Source organism: Mesorhizobium vachelliae, assembly GCF_033977325.1.
Classification (GTDB): domain Bacteria; phylum Pseudomonadota; class Alphaproteobacteria; order Rhizobiales; family Rhizobiaceae; genus Mesorhizobium; species Mesorhizobium vachelliae.
In genome coordinates, this window is the sequence record NZ_JAVIIR010000001.1 from 567827 (window position 1) to 585281 (window position 17455).

Here is a 17455-nt window from a genome sequence, read left to right on the forward strand (position 1 = left end):
GGCGGCCATCATTGCGAGAGGGTGCGTTGCCACCGCAACGACGATCCCGGAAAGCGGGTTCCGGTTTTCGGGATCATGGTGGAATAAGAAGCTGAAGCCGTTCCGATCCCGTCAGGTGGGCTTCAACCGCCGCCCAATATGTCGAGGATCGAGGTCTGCCGCCTTTTCTTCGGTCCGCCGACATCGCCGGGCGGCACCGGATGCCCGACTGAGGCGGTTGTGCCGCTGTCGTTAGGCATGTCGAAGCCGTCCGCATCGACGGTCTGGGCCGGGCGCGCCTGGCGTGCCGGCGCGGGCGCCGGAGCAGCAGGCTGTGATTGGCCGACGGCCGCCAGCGGCGCGGGCGACGGCTGCGAGGCGTCCGCCGACGGGATCTCGTCCGGCACGATCGTATCGGACGGCGTCGACTTCCAGGTGCCGGGCAGCGGCCGCACCGGCACGCCCTCATGCGCGGCCACCATGAATTCGTGCCAGGCTTGCGCCGGCAGTGCGCCGCCGGTGACCTTCTTCATCGGGCTGCCGTCGTCATTGCCAAACCACACGCCCGTCGTGAGATTGGCGGTGTAGCCGACGAACCAGGCGTCGCGCGAATTCTGGCTGGTGCCGGTCTTGCCGGCCGACGGCCAATTGAAGGCAGCCTTCCTGGCGGTGCCGACCTCGACCGTGCCGGTCATCATCGAGTTCATCATGCCGACGATGTCGGCCTTGATGACGCGCGGCGCGCCGCCGCCGCTGTTCTCGTAGAGCACCTTGCCGTTGGCGGTGGTGATTCGCTGGACGAAATGAATATCAGGCTTGTAGCCGCCATTGGCAAACGGCACATAGGCCGAGGTCAGCTCCAGCGGCGTCACCTCCGAGGTGCCGAGCGCGATCGATGTGTTGGCCTGCAGGTCGGACTGGATGCCCATGCGATGCGCGGCTTCCACCACGGCGTCGGGCCCGACTTCCATGGTGAGCTGTGCCGCGACCGAGTTCAGCGACTTGGCCAAAGCCGTCGCCAGCGTGACCTTGCCGTAATATTTGCCGCCGTAATTGTCTGGCGTCCATTTGCCGATCTTGATCGGCGCGTCGTTGCGGATGCTGTCCGGCGTGCGGCCGGCTTCCAGCGCCGCCATGTACACGAAGGGCTTGAAGGCCGATCCGGGCTGGCGGCGCGCCTCCGAGGCGCGGTCGAACTGGCTCGTCGAATAATCATAGCCGCCGACCATGGCACGCACCGCGCCGGAATCGTCGATCGAGACCAGCGCGCCTTGCGTGACGTTGAGCTTCTTGCCGCTCTCGTCGATCAGCCGGCGGATCGACTGTTCGGCTAGCTTCTGCAGGTTGAGGTCGACGGTGGTGTTGATGACGATATCGCCGCGCACGTCGCCGATGAGATCGGGAAGCTCGTCCATCACCGTATCGGCGACATAGTTTTCCGAGCCGGTCCAGTAGGACGGCGCGCGCGTCGCCGGCGCGCTCAGCGCGGTCTTGTATTCCTTGTCGCTGATCTTGCCTGTCTCGCGCATGGCGGCGAGCACCAACTGCGCGCGTTCCTCGGCCGCTTTCGGATCGCGTGCCGGCGACAGCTTGGACGGCGCCTTGAGCAGACCCGCCAGCAATGCCGCTTCCGAAAGCGTCACGTCGCGCGCGCTCTTGCCGAAATAGCGCCGCGAAGCCGCCTCGACACCATAGGCGCCCGAGCCGAAATAGACCCGGTTGAGGTACATTTCCAGGATCTGGTCCTTGCTGTGCTTGTGCTCGAGCCACAGCGCGAGCAGCACTTCCTGGACCTTGCGCTCCAGCGTGCGGTCCGGGGTCAGGAACAGGTTCTTCGCCAACTGCTGCGTCAGCGTCGAGCCGCCTTGCGAGAAATGCCCGCCGAGCAGGTTGGTGACCATAGCGCGCGACAGGCCGATCGGGTCGATGCCGAAATGCGAGTAGAAGCGCCGGTCCTCGATGGCGACGACGGCCTCGGGGATATAGGGCGACATTTCGTGCAGGCCGACGGCCTCGCCGCCAGACGCGCCGCGATTGGCGATCAGCTGCCCATCGACCGACACGATCTTGATGTTCGGCGCACGGTCCGGGACCGACCATGTCGTCGCCGCCGGCATCTTGGCGCCGTAATAGATGACAACGCCGGCCGCCGCGATGCCGCCCCATATGCACAGCACAAAGCACCAGTAGACCAGGCGGGTGGCGATGCCTAGCAGGCCGCGCCGGTTGCGATCGCGGCCACGACCGCGGGATTTCGCCTTGGCGGTTCTGCCCTTTGCAGCGGATTTGCGGGTGCGCGGCACGACGCGATCCTCCTCGCTCACCGAAAAGCCCTCGGAGGATTTCGCGCGCGGCGATCCCTCGAAGCTCGGTTCGATGCGACTGTCTCTGCGGTTCGCCATGCGCTCTTGCTTGTTGCCCCGGTGCTGATGGCGTTCGGGTTGAAGACTAGATGCGGCGGTTTAAAGGCGGGTTAAAGCAGGGTTTATGCAGCCTTTCGAAAACCCTTGGGATTTTCTGAATCCCAGTGTCTCGACTGCATCAGGAGCGGGTCGGTTGCCTGCGTGACGTCATTGCTGGTAGGCAATTGTTCAAAAACCCGCTGCCTTGGCCAGATAGGGGCCAGCGCAAGTGCGCATCAATTCTGCTGGATCGAAATGCCCTTGTCGTCGATCTTGAGCTCCACGCCCTTCGGCCTGGTGTGCTCGCGATAGATGTAGATACCAAGCGCGATGACCACGACGACCAATGCGCCGATGACGAGATAGAGAACGTTCTGTCTCATTGCGCCCCCTTCTTACAGTCGGGTCTTACGCCTGTTTCAAAGCCTGTGGCGATTGCTCACTGGTCGTCGTCATCGCCCGATGCAGGCCGCCAGCTCGTCGGATCGACCTTCTTTTGCGTGTCGCTGTCGGTGTAGACCCACCAGCCGCCGTCGCGATACTGGCCGATGGATTCATTGACGACGCCGTCGCCGTCCTTCCACAGGATGGTGACCTTCGAGCCGTCCTTCGGCGCGCTTTCTATCGATTTGCGCTCTGCCATCTCACTTCCTCCACGAACCGATCCTCCATAGCCGGCCCTCAATAGACCGGCCCTCAATAGACCGGCATGAACGCCGTTCGACGCGCCGGGTTCCGTCAGCTGTGCGCGAAGATGTCTTCCTCCGCCCAGCCCATCAGGTCGAGCTTGGCGCGCGTCGGCAGGAAACGGAAGCAGGCGTCCGCCTCCTTGGTGCGGTTTTCGCGCGCCAGGCGCGCCGCCAGCACCTCGCGCAGGCGGTGCAGGTAAAGCACGTCGGAGGCGGCATAGTCGAGCTGTTCGGGCGAGAGCGTTTCGGCCGCCCAGTCGGAGGATTGCTGCGCCTTGGACAGGCCGATGCCGAGCAGCTCGTTGCAGAGATCCTTCAGTCCGTGACGGTCGGTGTAGGTACGGGTCAGCCGCGAGGCGATCTTGGTGCAGAACACCGGCTCCGCCATCACGCCGAAGGCATTATAGAGCACGGCGATGTCGAAGCGGCCATAATGAAACAGCTTGGTGATCGCGCGGTTCCGGAGCAGGCTGACGAGATTCGGCGCCTTCTTTTGCCCAGGCGCGATCTGGATGACGTCGGCGCTGCCGTCCCCGGGCGAGATCTGCACCACGCAGAGCCGGTCGCGATGCGGGTTGAGCCCCAGCGTTTCCGTGTCGATGGCGACCGCCCCGACATCGTATCGGGACAGGTCCGGCAGGTCGTTCGTATGAAAACGGATATCTGCGGTCATTCTTTTCTCCGGATCGGCTCAACCCGTCCTCGCCGCGATCCGGAGAAAAATCAACAAAAAGTTGAATCTCACGTCTTCCGTGAATCCGCGTCTCAACGCGTCAGCGCGTCGAGGATGCGCGCCCAGGATCGCTGCCCCTTGTGGAAGGAGCTCAGCTCGTACTTCTCGTTCGGCGAGTGGATGCGGTCGTCATCGAGGCCGAAGCCGACCAGCAGCGATTCCATGCCGAGATAGGTCTGGAAATCGCCGACCACGGGAATCGAGCCGCCGCTACCAATGGTGAGTGCCTGCTTCTCCCATTCGTCGGACAGCGCGTCCTTGGCCTTGGCCAGGAACGGCGAGTCGTAGGAAAGCTGGATCGCCGGCGAGCCGCCATGCGGATGGAATTCGACCGAGCAGTCGCCGGGAATGCGCTCACGCACGAAGGCCTGGAAGGCGGCGCGGATCTTCTTCGGATCCTGCTTGTGGACGAGACGGAACGACACTTTCGCCGACGCTTCCGCCGCGATCACCGTCTTGAACCCTTTGCCGGTGTAGCCGCCGATGATGCCGTTGAATTCCGCCGTCGGCCGCGCCCAGGTGAGCTCGAGCACTGAGCGTCCCTTCTCGCCGGCCGGAATGGAAAGGCCGACCGGTCCGAGGAAGGTTTCGGCCGTCTCGCCGAGCCCTTCCCAGGATTTCAGCACTTGGCTAGGCGTCTCCTCGACGCCGTCATAGAAGCCCGGAATGGTGACGTGGCCGTCCTTGTCGTGGACATCGGCCAGCACCTTGGCCAGGATGCGGATCGGATTGGCGGCCGGGCCGCCATAGAGCCCCGAATGCAGGTCGCGGTTGGCCGCCTTGACGGTGACCTCCTCGCCGACCATGCCGCGCAGCGACACGCAGATCGACGGCGTCTCGCGGTTCCACATGCTGGTGTCGCAGACCAGCGCGAAATCCGCCTTCAGCTCGGCGGCGTTGGCTTCAAGGAACGGCTTCAGCGACGGAGAGCCGGATTCCTCCTCGCCCTCGAACAGGATGGTGACGCGGCAGGGCAGATTGCCATGCACCTGCTTCCAGGCGCGGCACGCCTCGACGAAGGTCATCAGCTGCCCCTTGTCGTCGGCCGAGCCGCGCCCGGTGATCACCTTGCGTCCGGGCTCCATCTCCTTGATCGACGGCGCGAACGGGTCGGTTTCCCACAATTCGACCGGATCGACCGGCTGGACGTCGTAATGGCCGTAGAACAGCACATGCGGCGCTCCCGCCGGTCCCTCGTGATGCGCCACCACCATCGGATGCCCGGGCGTGTCGCGCACACTCGCCTCGAAGCCGATCAGCTTGAGCTCGGCGACCAGCCATTCCGCCCCCTTGCGGCAGTCGGCGGCAAAGGCCGGATCGGTGGAGATCGACTTGATGCCGAGCAGGCCGAACAGCCGCTCCAGGCTCTGGTCGAGATTCTGGTCGAGACGTTCAAGGACGGGAGAGATTCTGGACATGCTTTTTGCCTTTCGAGTTTGGGCAGACCCTAAAGGGCCGCGCCGAAAACGAAAAGCCGCGATCGTTAGACCAAGATACGATCATTGCCGCAGAATAAAAGAAGACCGCCGTGGTGGAGGGGGAACCACGGCGGTCTCTACTCGAAACGATGCGGCAGCCCGGAGAGGGGGGATAGGCTGCCGCAGTTTGCCCGGGATAGGCGGGGGACGGGCCTTACTCCGGACTTCGGCGAAAACTGCCGATGACGTGTATTTGGGTCTGTGAACGTGGCGATTCAAGGGCACGAAAATTACACTTTTGTAACATGCCCGTGAGTGGCAAATTTCCAGGCCAAATTTCCGGGCGGACAGGATCTGTCAGGGGTATTGCCCGAACCGGTGGGTTCCACCGCCTTTGGCATGGACCGCGACGCCCGGTCGCGCTATCCCTGCCGGCATGAAAAAAGGCGATCACCTCTTCCTTGTCGACGGCTCCGGTTACATTTTCCGCGCCTATCACGCGCTGCCGCCGCTCAACCGCAAATCCGACGGCTTGCCGACCAGCGCCGTGCTCGGTTTCTGCAATATGGTGTGGAAGCTGATGCAGGACGCCCGCAACACCAGTGTGGGCATTGCGCCGACGCATTTCGCCGTCATTTTCGACTATTCCTCGAAAACCTTCCGCAGCGATCTCTATCCCGAATACAAGGCGAACCGCTCGGCGCCGCCGGAAGACCTTATCCCGCAATTCGGCCTGATCCGCCAAGCGACAGTGGCCTTCAACCTGCCCTGCATCGAGATGGAAGGCTTCGAGGCCGACGACATCATCGCCACCTATTGCAGGCTGGCCTGCGAGGTCGGCGCCGACACCACCATCGTCTCCTCCGACAAGGATTTGATGCAGCTGGTCGGCCCAACGGTCGGCATGTACGACCCGATGAAGGACCGCCAGATCGGCGTTCCCGAAGTGATCGAGAAATGGGGCGTGCCGCCGGAAAAGATGATCGACCTGCAGGCGCTCACCGGCGACTCGGTCGACAATGTGCCGGGCGTGCCCGGCATCGGCCCCAAGACCGCGGCGCAATTGCTGGAGCAGTTCGGCGACCTCGACGGGCTGCTCGCGCGCGCTTCCGAGATCAAGCAGGAGAAGCGGCGCGAGACCATCATCGCCAATGCCGACAAGGCGCGCATCTCGCGCGAGTTGGTGACGCTGAAGAACGACGTGCCGCTGAAGGAAGGGCTGGACGACCTGGTCCTGCATGACCCGGATGGGCCGAAGCTGATCGGCTTCCTGAAAACGATGGAGTTCACCACGCTGACGCGACGCGTCGCTGAGGCGACCGCGACCGAGATCGGCGACGTCCAGGCCTCCGCCGTCACTGTCGAACGGGCCGATACCGCGCATGGCCCCGATGTCGGCGCCGGCGGGCCGCCAAGACAGCCGGCGCCTCAATCAAACGACGCCGCAAAGCCGGCTCCGGCCACCAGAGGCGAGGACGCGCCGCCGCAGGGCGACACCCCTTCCCTGCTGTCGGCGCTGCGGCTGGAACAGGCATCGGCGCGCAAGATCGACCCCTCGGCCTATGCATCCATTCGCGATGCGGCGGCGCTCAAGGCCTGGATTGCCGAAGCCCGCGACGCCGGCATTCTTGCGTTAGACGCCGAGACCAGCTCGTCCGATCCGATGCAGGCCGATCTCATCGGCATTTCCATGGCGATCGCGCCCGGCCGCGCCGTCTATCTGCCGCTCGCCCACAAGAGTGGCAATGGCGACCTGCTCGGCGGCGGCATGCTGGAGAACCAGGTACCGGTCCGCGAGGCGTTGGCGCTGCTCAAGCCGCTGCTCGAGGACCGTTCGGTCCTCAAGATCGTGCAGGACATGAAATACGACATCGTCGTGATGAGCCGGCACGGCATCGAGGTCGCCCCGTTCGACGACACGATGCTGATCTCCTACGTGCTCGACGCAGGCACGTCCGGCGGCCACGACCTCGCCTCGCTGTCGGAGAAGTGGCTGGGCCACGCGCCGGCGACGAAAAAGGAACTTGCAGGTTCGGGCAAGAGCGCCATCGGCTTCGACCAGGTCGATATCGAGCGCGCGACCGCCTATGCCGGCGAGCAGGCCGACCTGGCGCTGCGGCTTTGGCAGGTGCTGAAGCCGAGGCTGGCCGCCAAGGGCCTCGTTTCCGTCTACGAGCGGCTTGAAAGGCCGCTGGTGCCCGTGCTGGCCCGCATGGAGCAGCGCGGCATCTCCGTTGACCGCCAGATCCTGTCCAGGCTGTCGGGCGAACTGGCGCAGGGCGCCGCCCGCGTCGAGGAAGAGATCTACGGGATCGTCGGCGAGCGCATCAACATCGGCTCTCCGAAACAGCTCGGCGACATCTTGTTCGGCAAGATGGGCCTGCCCGGCGGCTCCAAGACCAAGACCGGCCAGTGGTCGACCTCGGCGCAGCTGCTTGAGGATCTTGCCGCAGAAGGCCACGAGCTGCCGCGCAAGATCGTCGACTGGCGCCAGATCACCAAGCTGAAATCGACCTATACCGACGCGCTGCCCGGCTTCATCAACCCCGGCACCAACCGCGTCCACACCTCCTATGCGCTGGCCGCGACGACCACCGGGCGGCTGTCGTCCTCCGATCCCAATCTGCAGAACATCCCTGTGCGCACGGCGGAAGGCCGCAAGATCAGGACCGCCTTCATCGCTGAAAAGGGCCACAAGCTGGTCTCGGCCGATTACAGCCAGATCGAATTGCGCGTGCTTGCCCATGTCGCCGAGATCCCGCAGCTCAAGCAGGCTTTCGCCGACGGCGCCGACATCCACGCCATCACGGCATCCGAGATGTTCAACGTGCCGGTCGAGGGCATGCCTTCGGAGGTGCGCCGGCGCGCCAAGGCGATCAATTTCGGCATCATCTACGGCATCTCGGCCTTCGGCCTCGCCAACCAGCTGTCGATCCCGCGCGACGAGGCGGGCGCGTACATCAAGCGCTATTTCGAACGCTTCCCGGGCATCCGCGACTATATCGAGGAAACCAAGGCCTATGCGCGGGAGAATGGATTCGTCGAGACCATCTTCGGCCGCCGCATCCACTATCCGGAGATACGATCCTCCAACCCCTCGATCCGCGCCTTCAACGAGCGCGCCTCGATCAACGCCAGGCTCCAGGGCACAGCGGCCGACATCATCCGCCGCGCCATGGTGCATATGGAAGAAGCGCTGGAAAAGGCGAAGCTCTCGGCCCGCATGCTGCTGCAGGTGCATGACGAGCTGATCTTCGAGACGGTGGAAGCCGAGGTCGAGGCGACAATTCCCGTCGTGCGCAAGGTGATGGAGAACGCGCCGATGCCGGCTGTCTCGATGTCGGTGCCGCTGCACGTGGACGCGCGGGCGGCCGACAATTGGGACGAGGCGCATTGATGTGAGCCAGATGCTGCCGCTCTCGACGGCGACATTGCTCTCCTTTGCGCTCGCCGCCCTGCTGATAGAGCTGACACCAGGGCCGAACATGACCTACCTGGCGCTGGTTTCGGCCAATGACGGCCGCCGCGCCGGCTTCGCTACGGTCACAGGCATTGCGCTGGGCCTCGCCATCATTGGCGGCATCGCCGCCTTCGGCGTCGCCGAGCTGATCCAGGCTTCCGGACTGCTCTACGAAGGTCTTCGCTGGGCGGGCACGCTGTTTCTTCTCTATCTGGCCTGGGAAGGCTGGACGGCCGGCACGGATGTGGTTTCGGCCGAGAGCATGCCGGACGGCAAGTATTTCACGCGCGGACTTGTCACCAACCTGCTCAACCCGAAAGCGGCGATCTTCTACATCGCGGTGCTTCCGACATTCATCGAGGCGGATCGGCCCCCACTGGCCCAGACCGCCTTGCTGACGACGGTCTATGTCGGCATCGCCACCGCCATCCATGCGATCATCGTGATTTTGGCGGGAACGCTGGAACCGTTCCTCAACGATCCGCGCCGCGAAAGCATCGCCCGCAAGGTCCTCTCCGCCATGCTGGCGCTGGTCGCGTTATGGTTCGCTTGGTCGACAGCTCGCTAGAGCATGATCCCGAAAAGTGGGAGCCGGTTTTCGGAAAAGATCATGCTCCGACAAAGAGTTAGCAGGTTGATGAAAAAGTCTCGGAGATACCCGTTTTGACTCTGATCTGTGTCGGGTTTGATTCTGATACGTTCCGTGAACAAAACAGTTTTTCAACAGCCTGTTAGAGCAGGATGAGGTTCAACGAAACGTCATCCTGCTCTAGCCTGAAGATACCTCAGGCCGCCTCAGCGCGGCACTTGGCGCATACACCGCGAAACTCGATCACCGCCTTCTTGGCCGCGAATCCCGTCGAGCGCACCCATTCATCCAGCCGGTGGTCGACATCATGGTCGGACATCTCGGTCACCTGGCCGCAATTGTCGCATATGGCGAAGGCCGTCATCGAATGGCTGTGGTCGTGCGGCTCGGCGCAGGCGACGAAGGAATTGAGGCTTTCCAGCCGGTGCACGAAGCCGGACTTCACCAGCGTGTCGAGCGCCCGGTAGACCTGCAGCGGCGCCCGGAAACCGCGCTCGCGCAACTGGTCGAGCAGCGTATAGGCGCTGAGCGGCCCGCTGGACGCCTCGAGCTTCTCGAGCACGCAGAGCTGGTTCTTGGTCAGCGCATCTCTTGCCGTCATCTTGTTCGCCCAATCGACGCCCGCGCGCAATCTCGCATGCGAACGACCTCAATTCCCCTGAGATAGCGACGAACGGATGATTTTGCCACTGTTTCCGCAGCTCATCCCTTCCGGTGCGCGTCGGATCAGATGGTTCGCTGGCTAATCGTTACTTGCGCGGCGGCCCCTTGCGCTCGGCCGAAGCCGCCCAGAGGTTGATATCGGACTCGCGCGCGTAGGTGTCGATCTCGGCGAGCTCGGCATCGGAGAACTCGAGCGCCTTGAGCGCGCCGACGCAATCCTCGACCTGCTCCGGCCGGCTGGCGCCGATCAGCGCCGTGGTCACCCGGCCCTTGCGCAGCACCCAGGCCAGCGCCATCTGCGCCAGCGTCTGGCCGCGACGGCCGGCGATGGCGTTGAGCGCCTTGATGTTGGCGATCGACTTGTCGTTGATGAAGGCTGGCTTCAGCGACTTGCCCTGGGATGCGCGGCTGCCTTCGGGGATGCCGCCGAGATATTTGTCGGTCAGCATGCCTTGCGCCAGCGGCGAGAACACGATCGAGCCGATGCCGAGCCCCTCCAGCGTGTCGAGCAGCCCGTCCTCCTCGACCCAGCGGTTGAGCATCGAATAGCTCGGCTGATGGATCAGGCATGGCGTGCCGAGCTGCCGCAATATGTCGGCCGCTTCGCGCGTGCGCTGAGAATTGTAGGACGAGATGCCGGCATAGAGCGCCTTGCCCGAGCGCACCGCATGGTCGAGCGCGCTCATGGTTTCCTCGAGCGGCGTCTCGGGATCGAAACGGTGCGAATAGAAGATGTCGACATAGTCGAGCCCCATCCGCTTCAGGCTCTGGTCTAGGCTCGCCAGCACATATTTGCGGCTGCCCCATTCGCCGTACGGGCCAGCCCACATCTCGTAGCCGGCCTTGGTCGAGATGATCATCTCGTCGCGATAAGCGGCGAAATCGGTGCGCAGGATCTCGCCGAACGCGGTTTCCGCGGAGCCGGGAGGCGGGCCGTAATTGTTGGCGAGGTCGAAATGCGTGATGCCGAGGTCGAAGGCCTTGCGCACGAGCGCCTGCTTGGTCCGGTGCGGCGTGTCGTTGCCGAAATTGTGCCACAGCCCGAGCGAGATCGCCGGCAGCTTGAGGCCGGAGCGCCCGCAGCGGTTATAGATCATTGTCTCGTAGCGGTTTTCGGCGGCGACATAGGGCATGGGAAATATCCTCGGGGTCGACGCGGCGCCGCGGGCGCCGTCAAATGCGGATTGGTTCGATGATAGTCCAATCCTTACCCTCTCCCCGCCGAAACGGGGAGAGGGGTCGCCGTCTACTTTTTCTTCGCCAGCAGCGCCTTCGCGTCCTTGACGCCGAGCGCGGCCGGCCGCTCGCAGGTCGTCTGCATGGCGACATATTTGCCGCTTTCACCGGAACGCAGGATGCCGGTCATCACATCGACGGCGTGCAGCGCCAGCTCCATAGAGCAGCGGTGCTGCCGCCCTTCGGCGATCGCGATCGCCATGTCGGCAAGGCCGGCGGTGCGGTAGTTGGCCATCATGCCATGGCCGTGCATCTCGTTCGGCACGCCGAAGGGATGATTCCACTTCGGCAGCTTCTTCACCGGCTTGGCCGAGTCGGTGAAGCGCACCTCGCCACCGAAGAAGTTCGGATCCGGCACGAAGACGGTGCCCAATTCGCCATAGAGCTCCATCGGCGCATGGCCATGGCTCCAGACATCCCAGGAGGTGTTGAGCGTGATCACCGCGCCATTGGCGAACTCGAGCAGCGCATGGATCGTGGTCGGCGTGTTCACCGGGATCTTTTCGCCCGCACGCGGCTTCGACGAGATCGTCCGCTCCTTCGCCGGGGTCGTCGCGAAGGCCGCCACCTGCTTCACAGGTCCGATCAGCTGGATCAGGTTGGTGACATAATACGGCCCGATGTCCAGCACCGGACCGGCGCCCGGCTGGAAGAAGAAATCCGGATTGGGATGCCAGTGCTCCATGCCGTGGCCCATCACATGGCAGGTGCCGCTGGTGATCCTGCCGAGCTTGCCGCTGTCGATCAGCTCGCGCGCCAGCTGGTGCGCGCCGCCGAGGAACGTGTCCGGCGCCGAACCGATGCGCAGGCCCTTCTTTTCCGCCCGCTTCTTGAGATCGAGCCCTTCCTCGATCGACAGCACGAAGGGCTTTTCCGAATAGACATGCTTGCCGGCGTCGAGCACCGCCTTTGAGACCTCATAGTGCACGGCCGGGATCGTCAGGTTGACGATGATGTCGATCTCGTCATCCCTGAGCAGGTCGCTGACCGTCTCGGCGCGCAACTTGAATTCCTTCGCCCGCGCCTTCGCGGCCTCCATGTTGATGTCCGCGCAGGCTCGCATCTTGATGCCGCGGAACAGCGGCGCCAGCGAGAAATACGCCTTCGATATGTTGCCGCAGCCGATGACGCCGACGCCAAGTTTGTCTGCCATTTTCGATTACTCCTGCCAGCTCTTGGCTGCCGCGATCGAGCGGCGGGCATAGCGCTCGATGTCGTTGGGGTTGTCCTGCTCCATGATGAAGTACTGCGCCGCGCTCTTGGCGCGCAATGTCTTGAACAGGCCCGCCCAATCGATCGTGCCGTGACCGACGTCAGACCAGCCGTCCTCATCCAGCCCTTCGCCGGGCTTGGCCATGTCCTTGACGTGGACGGCGACGATGCGCTTGCCGTGCTTCTCGATCCAGGGCAGCGGATCGGCGCCGCCGCGCACCACCCAGGCGACGTCCATTTCCCAGCCGATGTCGGGCGCCGCGGACAGGATGTGATCCTGTGGCAGCGAGCCGTCGGCGAGCGCCTTGAACTCGAAATCGTGGTTGTGCCAGGCAAAGCCGTAGCCGGCCTTCTTCGCCGTCTCGCCGACCTTAGCGAGACGCTCGCCAAAACCGCGCCAGCCGGCGGCATCGCCTGGGCGCTGATCGGGCATGAGATAGGGGCAGATCAGCAGCGTGATGCCGAGCGTGTCGGTGATTTTGCGCACGCCGTCGAAATCGTTCTCCAGCGCGTCGATCGAGAAATGCCCGGTCGGCATCGCAAGCCCGTTCTTGTCGAGCTCGGCGCGGAACGCTTTCGGGTCGTCATAGACGCCGCCGAAGCCTTCGACCTGTTTGTAGCCGAGTTGCCCAAGCATTTTCACCACGCCGTTCCATGGCTGGAAATTGCGGGCGCTGTAGAGTTGGAATGACCAGTTCATCTGTCCTGTCCGTTCGTTGGTCCTGGGAAGTTAGATTCGGTTGCCGGTTTGAGCCTCGAAGAGCGAGGCGCGCATCGGATCGAAGCCGATGCTGACCATATCGCCGTTCTTCGGCGTGCGTTCGGAGGTGACCCGCACGGTGAAGTTCTGCTGGCCGAGTTTCAGCCAGACCAGCGTGTCGGAACCCATCGGCTCGACGACCTCGACATTGGCCGTCGCGGTGAAAGGCCAGCCCGTACCGCTGTTGAAAGCGACGTGCTCGGGCCGGATGCCGAACACAGCAGGCCCCGGCGCCGGTTCCTTCTCGAAGGCATAGGTCGCAAGCGGGATGCGCACGTCCTCGACGGCAAACTGCCAGTCGCCGCCGGACTTCTCCAGCCTGCCGTCGATGAAGTTCATCGCCGGCGAGCCGAGGAAGCCGGCGACGAAGCGGTTGACCGGGCGGTTGTAGATCGTCTGCGGCGCGTCGAGCTGCTGGATCACGCCGCCCTTCATCACCGCGATGCGGTCGGCCAGCGTCATCGCCTCGATCTGGTCGTGGGTGACGTAGATCATGGTGTTCTGCAAGCGGCGGTGCAAAAGCTTGATCTCGACACGCAGCTCCGAACGCAGCTTGGCGTCGAGATTGGAGAGCGGCTCGTCGAACAGGAAGACGTCGACGTCACGCACCAGCGCGCGCCCGATCGCCACTCGCTGGCGCTGGCCGCCGGAAAGCGCCGAAGGCTTGCGCTGCAACAGCGGCTCGATCTGCAGGATCTCGGCGGCGCGGGCGATGCGCTTGGCGATCTCATCCTTCGCCACGCCGGCGACGCGCAGGCCGAAGGAAAGGTTCCTCTCCACCGTCATCTGCGGGTAGAGCGCGTAGGACTGGAACACCATGCCGATGCCGCGGTCCTTCGGCTCCTCCCAGGTGACGTTCTTGCCCTTGATGAAGATGCGCCCATCCGAAATGTCGAGCAGGCCGGCGATGCAGTTGAGCAGGGTCGACTTGCCGCAGCCGGACGGGCCGAGCAGCACGATGAATTCGCCGTCGGCGACATCCAGGTTGAGCGTCTGCAGCACCGAGACGGCGCCGAAATTGAGCGACAGGTCCTGGATCGAAACGCTGGGATTGGCGATTTCAGCTTCCATCATCATCCTTTCACCGCGCCGGCGGCGATGCCGCGCACGAAGAGCTTGCCGGAAATGAAGTAGACGATGAGCGGAACCAGTCCGGTGAGGATGGTCGCGGCCATGTTGACGTTGTATTCCTTCACGCCCTGGACCGAATTCACGATGTTGTTGAGCTGCACCGTCATCGGATAGGTGTCGGGTCGCGTATAGACGACACCGAACAGGAAGTCGTTCCAGATGCCGGTCACCTGCAGGATGATGGCGACGACGAAGATCGGCAGCGACATCGGCAGCATGATGCGCAGATAGATGCCCCAGAAGCCGGCGCCGTCGACGCGCGCGGCGCGGAACAACTCCTCCGGCATCGAGGTGAAATAGTTGCGGAACAAGAGCGTCAGGATCGGCATGCCGAAGATCGAATGCACGATCACCAGGCCGGTCAGCGAGCCGTAGATGCCGATCTCGCGCAGGATGATGACGATCGGGTAGATCATCACCTGATAAGGGATGAAGGCGCCGACGATCAGGATGATGAAGAAGGTGTCGGCGCCCTTGAAGCGCCAGTTGGCCAAGGCATAGCCGTTCACCGAGGCGATTGCGATCGAGAGCAGCACCGACGGCACGGTGATGCGCACCGAATTCCAGAAGCCGCGCGAGAGCCCGTCGCAGTTGAGCCCGGTGCACGCGGTCGCCCAGGCTTTCACCCAGGGCTCGAAGGTGATCTCCATCGGCGGCGAGAAGATGTTGCCGAGGCGGATTTCCGGCATGCCCTTCAGCGACGTGACGATCATCACGTAGAGCGGCAAAAGATAATAGAGCGCCACGACGATCAGCGTGCCGTAGAGAAAGATGTTGCGGCGCGACAGCACGTGCCGCGGCTTCGGCCCGCTCGGGCCGGCGGCATCGCGCCTGAGCGTTTGCACGCTGGTGGACAGGGGGGCGACGTCAACCACGCTTCTTGCCTCCGAATTCGAGATAAGCCCATGGCACGATGACGATCACCACCGACAACAGCATCATCGTCGAGGCGGCGAAGCCCTGGCCGAGATTCTGGGCGAAGAACATGTAGTCGTAGACATATTTCGCCGGCACTTCGGAGGCGATGCCGGGGCCGCCGCTGGTCTGCGCCACGACGAGGTCGTAGACCTTGACGATGCCAGCGGCGATGATCACCAGCGTGGTGATGAAGACCGGACGCATCATCGGGATGACGATGAAAAGATAGGTCTTCCAGGCGGGAATGCCGTCCACCCTCGCCGCCTTCCAGATGTCCTCGTCGATGCCGCGCAGGCCGGCGAGCATCAGGCACATGATGAGCCCCGTGCCCTGCCAGAGCGCGGCGATCGAGATGCCGTAGATGACGATGCTGGAATTATAGAGCGGGTCGAAGCTGAAGCTCGTCCAACCGAGATCGCGCACGACGCGCTGGACGCCGAAATCCGGATTGAGCAGCCATTGCCAGACCAGCCCGGTGACGATGAAGGACAGCGCGAACGGATAGAGGAAGATGGTGCGGAACGTGTCCTCGAAGCGGATCTTCTGGTCGAGAAGGGCTGCCAGCAGGAAGCCGATGACAAGCGAGAACACAAGCGAGATCGCGCCGTAGATCAAGAGGTTCTCGATCGAGATCAGCCAGCGCGATGTCGACCAAAGCCGGTGATACTGGTCGAGCCCGACGAAGTTGAGCCGCGGCAAGAGCTTCGAATTGGTGAAGGAGTAGAGCACCGTCCAGGCCGTGCCGCCAACGAACACCACCAGTGCGGTGAGCACCATCGGGATCGATGCGACCTTGGCGTTCAGGTTGCGGAAAAGCTTGCTTGGGCGTTCGCTGTTGCTCATCTCGGCAGCCGGGCTGGGACAATGAGGGCGTCATGCTCCCGACCCCCGATGGGCTGGGGCCGGGAGCCGGCGGGGGCGCCGGTTGTCAGTCCGCCGAGCCGATGATCTCGGCGAAGCGCTTCTGCGCCTCTTCGACGCTCATGTCGGGCTTGGCGAAGAATTCGGAGAACAGGTCTTCCTTCTGCTTCTGGGTGTCCTGCGAAAGCAGTTGGTCCGTCCACGGGATTACGGCGCCCTTGGCGAGGATGGCGAGGCCCTTCTTCATGCAGTCATTCGCCGTGTTGAGGTCGACGTCGCCGCGCACTGGCAGCGAGCCCTTCTTGAGGTTGAAGGCGACCTGGGTCTTCGGGTCGAGCAGCGTCTCGGCGAGCACCACCTGCGCCTTGGCCTTGGCCTCGTCCTTGAGCAGCGGGAAGTAGAAGGCGTCGCCGCCGGTGGCGATGACCTCGTTGAGCCCAAGGCCCGGCAGGCAGGTATAGTCCTTGCCGGCGGTCTTGCCGGCGACCTGGAACTCGCCCTGCGCCCAGTCGCCCATGATCTGGCCGCCGGCCTTGCCGGTGATGACCAGATTGGTCGCCTGGTTCCAGTCCTGCACATTGGTGTTCTTGGCCATCTTGCGGGCATCGTCCGCAGCCTTGAACACCTTGGCGATCTCCGGACCGGCCGCGAAGGTGGCGTCCTTGTCCTTGTAGACCTTGAGGAACGTGTCGGTGCCGCCGACAGCGGCCATTAGCACGTCGAAGGCGCCGGAAGCCTGCCAGGCCTGCCCGCCGACGGCGAGCGGAATGATGCCGGCCTTTTCCAGCGCCGGCGCATCCGCCACGAATTCATTCCAGTCCTTCGGCAGCGGCAGGCCGGCCTTCTGGAAGGCCTCGTTGGATAGCCACAGCCACTGCCAGGAGTGGATGTTGACCGGGACGCAGTAGATCTTGCCGCCGATGGTGCAGGAATCGAGCAGGCTCTTCGGCCGCACGATTTCCGTCCACTTGTCCTTGGTGGCGATATCGGTGAGGTCGCGCATCAGCCCGGCCTGCACCAGTTCCTCCGCCTGGCGGCCGTGGTTGAACTGGGTGGCGCCCATCGGATCGCCGCCGGTGATGCGGCTGATCATGATCGGCCGCGCCGTGCCGCCGGAGCCGGCGATGGCGCCGTCGACCCAGTGATTGCCCGTCGCGTCGAACGCCTTGGCAAGCTCGGCAACCGCCGCCGCCTCGCCGCCCGAAGTCCACCAATGGGTGACTTCCAGGTCGGTTGCGGCCGCGGGACCGGCGACATTGAGCGCAACCGTCGCGGCAAAAGCGGCAGTCAGGAATTTGTATCGCATTTCGGCTTCCTCCCAGAATCTGAAACGTTACAGATTTTCGATACGGCAAATGATCCGCCTAGGCAACCCCTCGTCTCGAAGACGACTCAGATTTTTTC

At 63.6% G+C, this 17455-nt stretch carries 15 protein-coding genes; 2 read left to right on the forward strand and 13 right to left on the reverse strand.

Annotated features, from left to right (window positions below; genetic code table 11):
• Positions 1-122: 122 nt before the first annotated feature.
• The 5 genes from RFM41_RS02835 to RFM41_RS02855 form a co-directional block, all read right to left on the reverse strand.
• A complete protein-coding gene (locus RFM41_RS02835) occupies positions 123-2381 on the reverse strand; it encodes a transglycosylase domain-containing protein (RefSeq protein ID WP_320246056.1) in 2259 nt (752 codons plus the stop codon).
• Between the two features lie 236 nt (positions 2382-2617).
• Positions 2618-2764, reverse strand: coding sequence for a hypothetical protein (locus RFM41_RS02840; RefSeq protein WP_320246058.1), 147 nt, complete (start codon positions 2762-2764; stop codon positions 2618-2620).
• Between the two features lie 56 nt (positions 2765-2820).
• On the reverse strand, positions 2821-3024 hold the full coding sequence (locus RFM41_RS02845) for a hypothetical protein (protein WP_140674096.1): 204 nt from the start codon (positions 3022-3024) through the stop codon (positions 2821-2823).
• A 95-nt stretch (positions 3025-3119) separates the two neighbouring features.
• A complete protein-coding gene (locus tag RFM41_RS02850; RefSeq protein WP_320246062.1) occupies positions 3120-3743 on the reverse strand; it encodes a ribonuclease D in 624 nt (207 codons plus the stop codon).
• A gap of 92 nt (positions 3744-3835) precedes the next feature.
• On the reverse strand, positions 3836-5221 hold the full coding sequence (locus RFM41_RS02855; protein WP_320246063.1) for a M20/M25/M40 family metallo-hydrolase: 1386 nt from the start codon (positions 5219-5221) through the stop codon (positions 3836-3838).
• 436 nt (positions 5222-5657) lie between these two features.
• On the opposite strand from RFM41_RS02855, the gene polA reads away from it, so the two are divergent.
• Both polA and RFM41_RS02865 read left to right on the forward strand, forming a co-directional pair.
• Positions 5658-8618 (forward strand): DNA polymerase I, encoded by a 2961-nt coding sequence (polA, locus tag RFM41_RS02860; protein WP_320246064.1) that lies wholly within the window; start codon positions 5658-5660, stop codon positions 8616-8618.
• Positions 8619-8628: 10 nt separating this feature from the next.
• Positions 8629-9249, forward strand: a complete 621-nt coding sequence (locus tag RFM41_RS02865) for a LysE family translocator (protein ID WP_320246204.1) — start codon at positions 8629-8631, stop codon at positions 9247-9249.
• A 217-nt stretch (positions 9250-9466) separates the two neighbouring features.
• Here RFM41_RS02865 and RFM41_RS02870 read toward each other — a convergent pair whose 3' ends face one another.
• The 8 genes from RFM41_RS02870 to RFM41_RS02905 all read right to left on the reverse strand — a co-directional run bounded on the left by RFM41_RS02870 (position 9467) and on the right by RFM41_RS02905 (position 17357).
• Positions 9467-9871: a Fur family transcriptional regulator gene (locus RFM41_RS02870; RefSeq protein WP_041003614.1), complete on the reverse strand. Its 405-nt coding sequence runs from the start codon at positions 9869-9871 to the stop codon at positions 9467-9469.
• Positions 9872-10019: 148 nt separating this feature from the next.
• On the reverse strand, positions 10020-11066 hold the full coding sequence (gene mgrA, locus RFM41_RS02875; protein ID WP_320246065.1) for an L-glyceraldehyde 3-phosphate reductase: 1047 nt from the start codon (positions 11064-11066) through the stop codon (positions 10020-10022).
• 113 nt (positions 11067-11179) lie between these two features.
• The gene (locus tag RFM41_RS02880) at positions 11180-12322 is read right to left on the reverse strand and encodes a Gfo/Idh/MocA family protein (protein WP_320246066.1); all 1143 of its coding nucleotides are present in this window, start codon (positions 12320-12322) and stop codon (positions 11180-11182) included.
• A gap of 6 nt (positions 12323-12328) precedes the next feature.
• Entirely contained in the window at positions 12329-13081 is a 753-nt protein-coding gene (locus tag RFM41_RS02885) for a sugar phosphate isomerase/epimerase family protein (protein ID WP_320246067.1), read from the reverse strand.
• A gap of 30 nt (positions 13082-13111) precedes the next feature.
• Positions 13112-14212: an ABC transporter ATP-binding protein gene (locus RFM41_RS02890; RefSeq protein WP_320246205.1), complete on the reverse strand. Its 1101-nt coding sequence runs from the start codon at positions 14210-14212 to the stop codon at positions 13112-13114.
• A 2-nt stretch (positions 14213-14214) separates the two neighbouring features.
• Entirely contained in the window at positions 14215-15147 is a 933-nt protein-coding gene (locus tag RFM41_RS02895) for a carbohydrate ABC transporter permease (protein WP_320246068.1), read from the reverse strand.
• Entirely contained in the window at positions 15140-16033 is an 894-nt protein-coding gene (locus tag RFM41_RS02900) for a carbohydrate ABC transporter permease (RefSeq protein WP_320246069.1), read from the reverse strand. The genes RFM41_RS02895 and RFM41_RS02900 overlap by 8 nt, the downstream gene beginning before the upstream one ends.
• Positions 16034-16118: 85 nt before the next feature.
• Entirely contained in the window at positions 16119-17357 is a 1239-nt protein-coding gene (locus tag RFM41_RS02905; RefSeq protein WP_320246070.1) for an ABC transporter substrate-binding protein, read from the reverse strand.
• Positions 17358-17455: the final 98 nt, after the last annotated feature.